The 6,236-nt window shown below is 70.0% G+C and carries 6 protein-coding genes; all 6 read left to right on the top strand.

Annotated features, from left to right (window positions below):
* Positions 1-1,520: hypothetical protein (locus ADX84_RS26380; protein ID WP_049575040.1), on the top strand; the 1,520-nt coding region annotated here is incomplete at its 5' end.
* 226 nt (positions 1,521-1,746) lie between these two features.
* Positions 1,747-2,907: an acetoin utilization protein AcuC gene (locus tag ADX84_RS16360; protein ID WP_049575035.1), complete on the top strand. Its 1,161-nt coding sequence runs from the start codon at positions 1,747-1,749 to the stop codon at positions 2,905-2,907.
* A gap of 187 nt (positions 2,908-3,094) precedes the next feature.
* Entirely contained in the window at positions 3,095-3,892 is a 798-nt protein-coding gene (locus ADX84_RS16355; RefSeq protein WP_049575031.1) for a phosphatase, read from the top strand.
* Positions 3,893-4,150: 258 nt separating this feature from the next.
* The gene (locus tag ADX84_RS16350; RefSeq protein WP_013155995.1) at positions 4,151-4,354 is read left to right on the top strand and encodes a helix-turn-helix domain-containing protein; all 204 of its coding nucleotides are present in this window, start codon (positions 4,151-4,153) and stop codon (positions 4,352-4,354) included.
* A gap of 281 nt (positions 4,355-4,635) precedes the next feature.
* Entirely contained in the window at positions 4,636-5,406 is a 771-nt protein-coding gene (locus ADX84_RS16345) for a TlpA family protein disulfide reductase (protein ID WP_369801095.1), read from the top strand.
* Positions 5,406-6,236 carry a cytochrome c biogenesis CcdA family protein gene (locus ADX84_RS16340; RefSeq protein ID WP_049575020.1) on the top strand — a complete coding sequence of 277 codons (831 nt, stop codon included), beginning with the start codon at positions 5,406-5,408 and terminating at the stop codon, positions 6,234-6,236. Before ADX84_RS16345 ends, ADX84_RS16340 begins: the two co-directional genes overlap by 1 nt.

The raw sequence follows: 6,236 nt of genomic DNA, 5'->3' as shown, positions 1-6,236 counted from the left end.
CCTCCGGTCAGTTCGGTGGACCCCCGCCGCCGCCCCTGCCCCCGCTCGGCCTCTTCAAGTCCAAGGCCGGGCTGCGCGCCGCGCTGCTCAACCTGTCCGGTGTCGGCGCCGGCTACTTCTACCTGCGCAGCTGGGTGTTCTTCGGGATCAACCTGGCCGTCACCATCGGCCTGCTGGTCACTGCCGCCGTCATGGGCGCCGCCGACAACCTGCTCACCTGGGCTCCGGCCCTGCTCGCGTGGGTCCTGGTCACCGTGGTGCACGGCCTCTTCGCCGGGCGCAAGCACGACCGGCGCCTCATGGCCCGGGGCGAGCAGCCCACGGCCGGATCCAAACCTGTCGTCCTGGCCGCCTGCCTCGTCGTGGTCATGGCGCTGTCGCTGGTCGGCGTCTGGCAGACCGGTGAGTGGCGGCTCCGCGTCGCCGACACCGCCCACGCCAACGGCGACTGCGACACCGCCATCGACGGCTACGGCCAGGTGGAGGGCGGATTCCAGCTCTCCATGTCGCCGTCCCTGATGAACAGGGCCCGCGAGGGTGGCGAGGCCTGCGAGATCCTGCGCCGCGCCCAGTCCGACGTGGCCAACGAGGCCTACGACCACGCGCTGGAGTCCTACACCGACTACTTCGCGCACGCGGGCTCCCGTTGGGAGGACACCGACGGCAGCATCGCGGAGATCCACTTCGACTACGCCGCCCAGCTCGCCGCCGACGCGGACCAGATGTACACGGGAACCGTGACCGACGAGGTCAGCGAGGCCTTCCGACAGGCGCAGGAGACCTACGCGTTCATCGCCGAGGACTTCTCCGACACCCCGTCCGCCGCTCAGGTGCCCGACGCCCTCGTCGAGCTGTACGACGTGGCCACCGGCGACTACCAGTCGGAGAACTGGTGCTCGGCCTTCGACCAGATCGGGATGTTCGACGACCTCTCCTGGGACGCGGCCCCAGACATCGCCGAGCGCATCGAGGACGAGCGCCCCGACGCCGCGCTCAACTGCGGTTGGGCGCAGGTGGACTCCGGCGACCTCGACGACGCGGACGAGACGGTCGAGTACCTGGAGGCCAGCCACCCGGACTACGAGACCGACGACGTCGAGAAGCTCACCAAGCACATCGGAGCCGGTCGCATCGAGCAGAAGATGGACCTCCAGACCATCTTCGGCGAGTCCTCGATCGAGGACATGAGCCCGTACGAGACCGGAGGCGGCGACAAGGTCGTCATCGAGTTCACCAACAACTCGCCGGAGGAGATGCACTTCATGTACGTGGGACCGGAAGCGGTCCACGGCGAGGAGTTCACCGACCCCTGTGAGGGCTGCAAGGTCTACACCTCGCCGCCCACCGGCAACTCCTGCTTCGACGACGGCGAGGTCATGCGGATCGAGCTGGACCCGGGCGAGTACCGGCTGATGATCACCTCCACCGAGTCCGGCTTCGGCAAGCCCCTCCACGGCACCAAGAAGCTCAAGGCGGGCGAGACCTACAAGTCCTGCTACTACAAGATGGAGAACGGCTAGACACGCGCGGCGGCGGGACCGCCGTCATGGGCCCCGCGGCCCCGGAGGGAACCCCCCTCCGGGGCCGTTCCCGTATTCCGGGGCCGGGTTCCCGCCCGAGGGCGCCGGAGAACGAACCGGACCCGGGGTTCTGCCCGGGCCCGGCCTTGCGTACTGTGTGCTTCGGAGCACGCACACCTGAAACGGGGGTCACCACATGGGAGGGCGCACGTCCTGCTCACTTCGGGTGGCATGGGACGACGGACTCACCGCCTACGACTTCGGGCCGCAGCACCCGATGGCGCCGATCCGGGTCGAGCTGACCATGGCGCTCAGCCGCGAGCTGGGCGTCTTCGAGGGTGCGGGGGTCGACCTCCTGGACGTCGAACCGGCCTCCGACGAACTCCTCTCCCTGGTGCACGACCCCGCCTACGTCGAGGCGGTCAAGCGGGCCGGTCGGACCCTGGAGCCCGACGACGCCCACATGCTCGGCACCACCGACAACCCCGTGTTCCCGCACATGCACGAGGCCTCGGCGCTGATCGCGGGCGCCTCCGTGGCGGCGGCCCGGGCCGTGTGGACGGGACAGAGCGCGCACGCCGCCAACATCGCGGGCGGACTCCACCACGCCATGCACGGCAACGCGTGGGGGTTCTGCGTCTACAACGACCCCGCGCTGGCCATCGCCTGGCTCCTGGAACAGGGCGCCAAGCGCGTCGCCTACGTCGACGTGGACGTGCACCACGGGGACGGCGTCCAGAACGCCTTCTACGACGACCCCCGGGTCCTCACCATCAGCCTCCACGAGTCGCCCGCGACCCTGTTCCCGGGTACCGGACACGCCTCGGAGGTCGGCGGCCCCAACGCCGAGGGGTACGCCGTCAACGTCCCCCTGCCCGCCGGGACCGGCGACACCGGCTGGCACCGTGCCTTCGACGCCGTGGTCCCGCCGCTGCTGCACGAGTTCCAGCCGGAGATCCTGGTGACCCAGCAGGGCTGCGACACCCACGCCCTCGACCCCCTGGCCAACCTCACGCTCAGCGTGGACGGGCAGCGCCGGGCCTACGAGGAGCTGCACAAGCTCGCGCGCAAGACGGCGGGCGGCCGCTGGCTGCTGTTCGGTGGCGGCGGCTACGGTCTCGTCCACGTCGTGCCCCGGGCCTGGACCCACCTTCTGGCCGAGGCGGCGGGCGCGCCCATCGACCCGGACCGGGAGACTCCGCAGGGGTGGCGCGACTTCGTGCGCCAGCGCACCGGCGAGCTCGCCCCGCTCTACATGACCGACGGCCGAGGGGTCTCCTTCACCCCCTTCGAGCAGGGCTACGACCCCGGGGACCCCGTCGACCGGGCCATCCACGCCACCCGCACCGCGGTGTTCCCCAGCCACGGGATCGACCCCACCCTCTGAGCCGGACCCCTCCGCCCCGCCCACCCGGCGCCGCCGCCGATCACACCACGCGAAATCTCCGCGATTGCCGCGTGGCGCGCGTTCAGCGGGTAGGAAGGGGATTATTACCGGGCGAACAGGAGCCGAAGCCGTGGTGGTCGCGCGGCGTGTCACCGGCTCGCCGCGCAGACGAGGAAGGGGAACGCAGGTGACGCCGCCGACACGCGCCGAACTCATCACCTATCTGGTTCGCACGGGGATCGCGGGGCACGTCGACACCCCACGGCAGAACAACCTGCGCCACTACCGGAGGCTCGTACAGAAGGACCCGTACCACCAGTTCGGGTTGACCTTCGCGCACGACTGGACGTACGCCGAGGTCCTCGCCCTGATGAACAAGCGCTGCGGCGTGGTGGGGGACGAGGAGTACGTGTGGGGGATCGACACCATCGACCCCGACCTCACCATCGACGCCCTGGAGGCCCTCGGCGACCGGCTGGCGCTGGCGGCCCGGCGCCAGGAGAGCGTCATGTTCGCCACCGGGCACCCGCGCAACCTCCGGGACACCTACCAGTCGTGGAAGGACGCGCTCTCCGCACGCGGGTGCAAGGTCCTCACGGCGGCGGGGGGCTACTCCTACGAGGTGACCACGGAACGGCCGCCGAACCGGCGGATCGTGGTCTGGCGGGAGGACGTGGCCCTGGTGACGGACGGACACCTGCCCCGGCACAGCCACCACCCCTTCGCGATGCGGGCGATCCTGGCGGAACTCACGGACCGGGGTGAGCCATGGCCGCAGTTGGTCATCGCCGACCACGGTTTCGCGGGTGCCGCGGGGGAGGCGGGGGTGCCGACGGTGGGCTTCGCCGACTGCAACGACCCCGCTCTTTTCCTCGCCGAACATGAGGGAAAACTGCTGGTCACCGTGCCTCTCGACGACGGATACCTACCCGAGGACTACGCTCCGCTGCGCGACTACGTGCTCGCCAGAGCGGGCCTTCTTTGAGTGTGGTCGGCCATTTATACCCAGCGTTAAACCTCATCTGACCCTTGGTCAACGCGCGGCCACGAAGACAGCACGAACGACCTTCCGTAGAGGGGAACTCGGCTCTACTCTGAAAACGGACGTGTCAGTAGTGACAGCATGACACGCTGGCGTGTCGGTGGGACGGGGACTGTTTCGCCGGGGTCCCCCGAGCACCGTGAGGCACGCCAGGGCTGAACGGTAGACAATGCTCACGTCCGGGAATGAGGGCGTCGGAAGATGAACGGGAGCAAACCGCCTCTCGAAGAGGTCAGGTTCCTGACCGTGGCGGAGGTCGCCACGATCATGCGTGTGTCCAAGATGACCGTTTACCGAATGGTGCACTCGGGAGTTCTCCCCGCGATTCGTGTGGGGCGTTCCTACCGGGTCCCCGAACGGGCCGTACACGACTACCTCCGCGAGGCATTCGTCGAGGCTGGTTGACAGGCCAGGCCGGACCCGGGGGCGGGGCCCACTGACCCAGCGCCCGATCCGCCGACCACTCAGGGGCGATGTTCCCCAGCATCGCCCCTGACGTGTGCCGTCCCGCGCCCGACGCCTCCCCCGAGTCCGCGCCCCACCTCCCGCCGGACACCGGCCACCTCGGGCGCCGTACCGGAGGACCTCCCATGTGTCGGGGCGGCCGAGCCGGCCCCAGGGCATCTACTACACTTTGTCGTTGTTGTAGTCCGCCCTGATCACACCCGGTTCGCGAGGTCCCCTCGATGCCCAGTAGCAGCCCAGGTACGCGACGCCGTCGTGCCGTGCCGTCCCTGTCGGCCGCCGCGGTGGCGGCCGTCCTCGTCCTGTCCGGATGCGCCGGGGGGACGGAGATCGAGACCGGGGGCGAGGAGGACCGGTTCATCTCGGGTGACGGCAGCGCCACGGTCTTCGAGGACGGAGAACGCGCGGCGGCGCCGGAGGTGACGGGGACGACCTTCGAGGGCGACGAGTTGTCGTTGTCGGAGTACGAGGGCCGGATCCTGGTGGTGAACGTGTGGGCGAGCTGGTGCGGTCCCTGCCGCGCCGAGCAGCCGGTGCTGGACGAGGTGCACGCCGAGTACGGGGACCTGGGCGTGGACTTCCTGGGCGTGAACATCAAGGACAACGAGACCGCGGCCATCGCCTACACCGAGAACAAGGGTGTGGAGTATCCGAGCCTGTACGACCAGCCGGGGGAGATCCCGCAGGCGTTCCGTGAGACGGTGCCGCCGCGGGCGATCCCGAGCACGCTGCTGATCGACCCCGAGGGGAACATCGCGGCGCGGGTGATCGGTCCGACGACGTACGGCCAGTTGACGGGGTTGCTCGACCCGTTGGTGGTGGAGTTCGACCTGGGTGATCCAGAGGAGCGGACCCGGGTCTCGGAGCTGGAGGGCTACGGAGAGGGAGCCGAGCCCACCGAGGGCGCGGAGCCCTCCGAGGGCGCGGAGCCCTCCGAGGACGCGAGCGCCCCTGGCTCCGACGAGGACGCCCAGGACGGGAACGGCGACTGATGGACGCGATCGGTACCACCGTGATGTCCGGCTCCCTCCTCCTGGCCGCACCCCTGGCCCTGGCCGCCGGACTGGTCTCCTTCCTCTCCCCGTGCGTGCTGCCCCTGGTCCCCGGCTATCTGTCGTACGTGTCCGGGATGAGCGGCTCCCATGTGCGGGAACGTCAGGCGAAGGCCCCCGACCCCGCCTCGGGCGCCGAGGGCACGACCGCCACGAGCACGCTCTCCGACGTCGACGCCGAGCTGGCCGGGCGCCGCTGGACCATGGTCACCGGCAGCGTCCTGTTCATCGCCGGGTTCAGCCTGGTGTTCGTCGCCGTGGGCGGGTTCATCGGCTGGCTCGGTGACCTCCTCATGGACCACACCGATCCGATCACCCGCGTGCTCGGCGCGCTCACGATCCTCCTCGGGCTGGCCTTCATGGGCGTGCTGCCCGGGCTGGGACGGGAGTTCCGCTTCCACCGCCTGCCCCGCGCCGGTCTCGCGGGCGCCCCGCTGCTCGGTGTGCTCTTCGGCCTGGGCTGGACGCCGTGCATCGGCCCGACCCTGGCTGCCGTCCAGACGCTGGCCTTCATCGAGGGCGGGGCCGGGCGCGGCATGCTCCTGTCCCTGGTCTACTGCGTCGGGCTGGGCCTGCCGTTCATCGTGGCGTCGCTGCTCTACCGGCGCGCGCTGAACGCGTTCGGCTGGCTCAAGCGCCACACCCGGACCGTCACCGTGATCGGCGGTGTCATGCTCGTCCTGGTCGGCCTGGCGATGGTGACGGGTCTGTGGACCCAGATGACCATCGCCATGCAGGGCTGGGCCGCCAACTTCCAGACGGTGATCTGA

It is taken from the genome of Nocardiopsis sp. SBT366 (genome assembly GCF_001083815.1).
Taxonomy (GTDB): Bacteria; Actinomycetota; Actinomycetes; order Streptosporangiales; family Streptosporangiaceae; genus Nocardiopsis; species Nocardiopsis prasina.
Note: the sequence above shows the minus strand (reverse complement) of the source record. Positions and strands in the feature narration are given on the sequence as shown.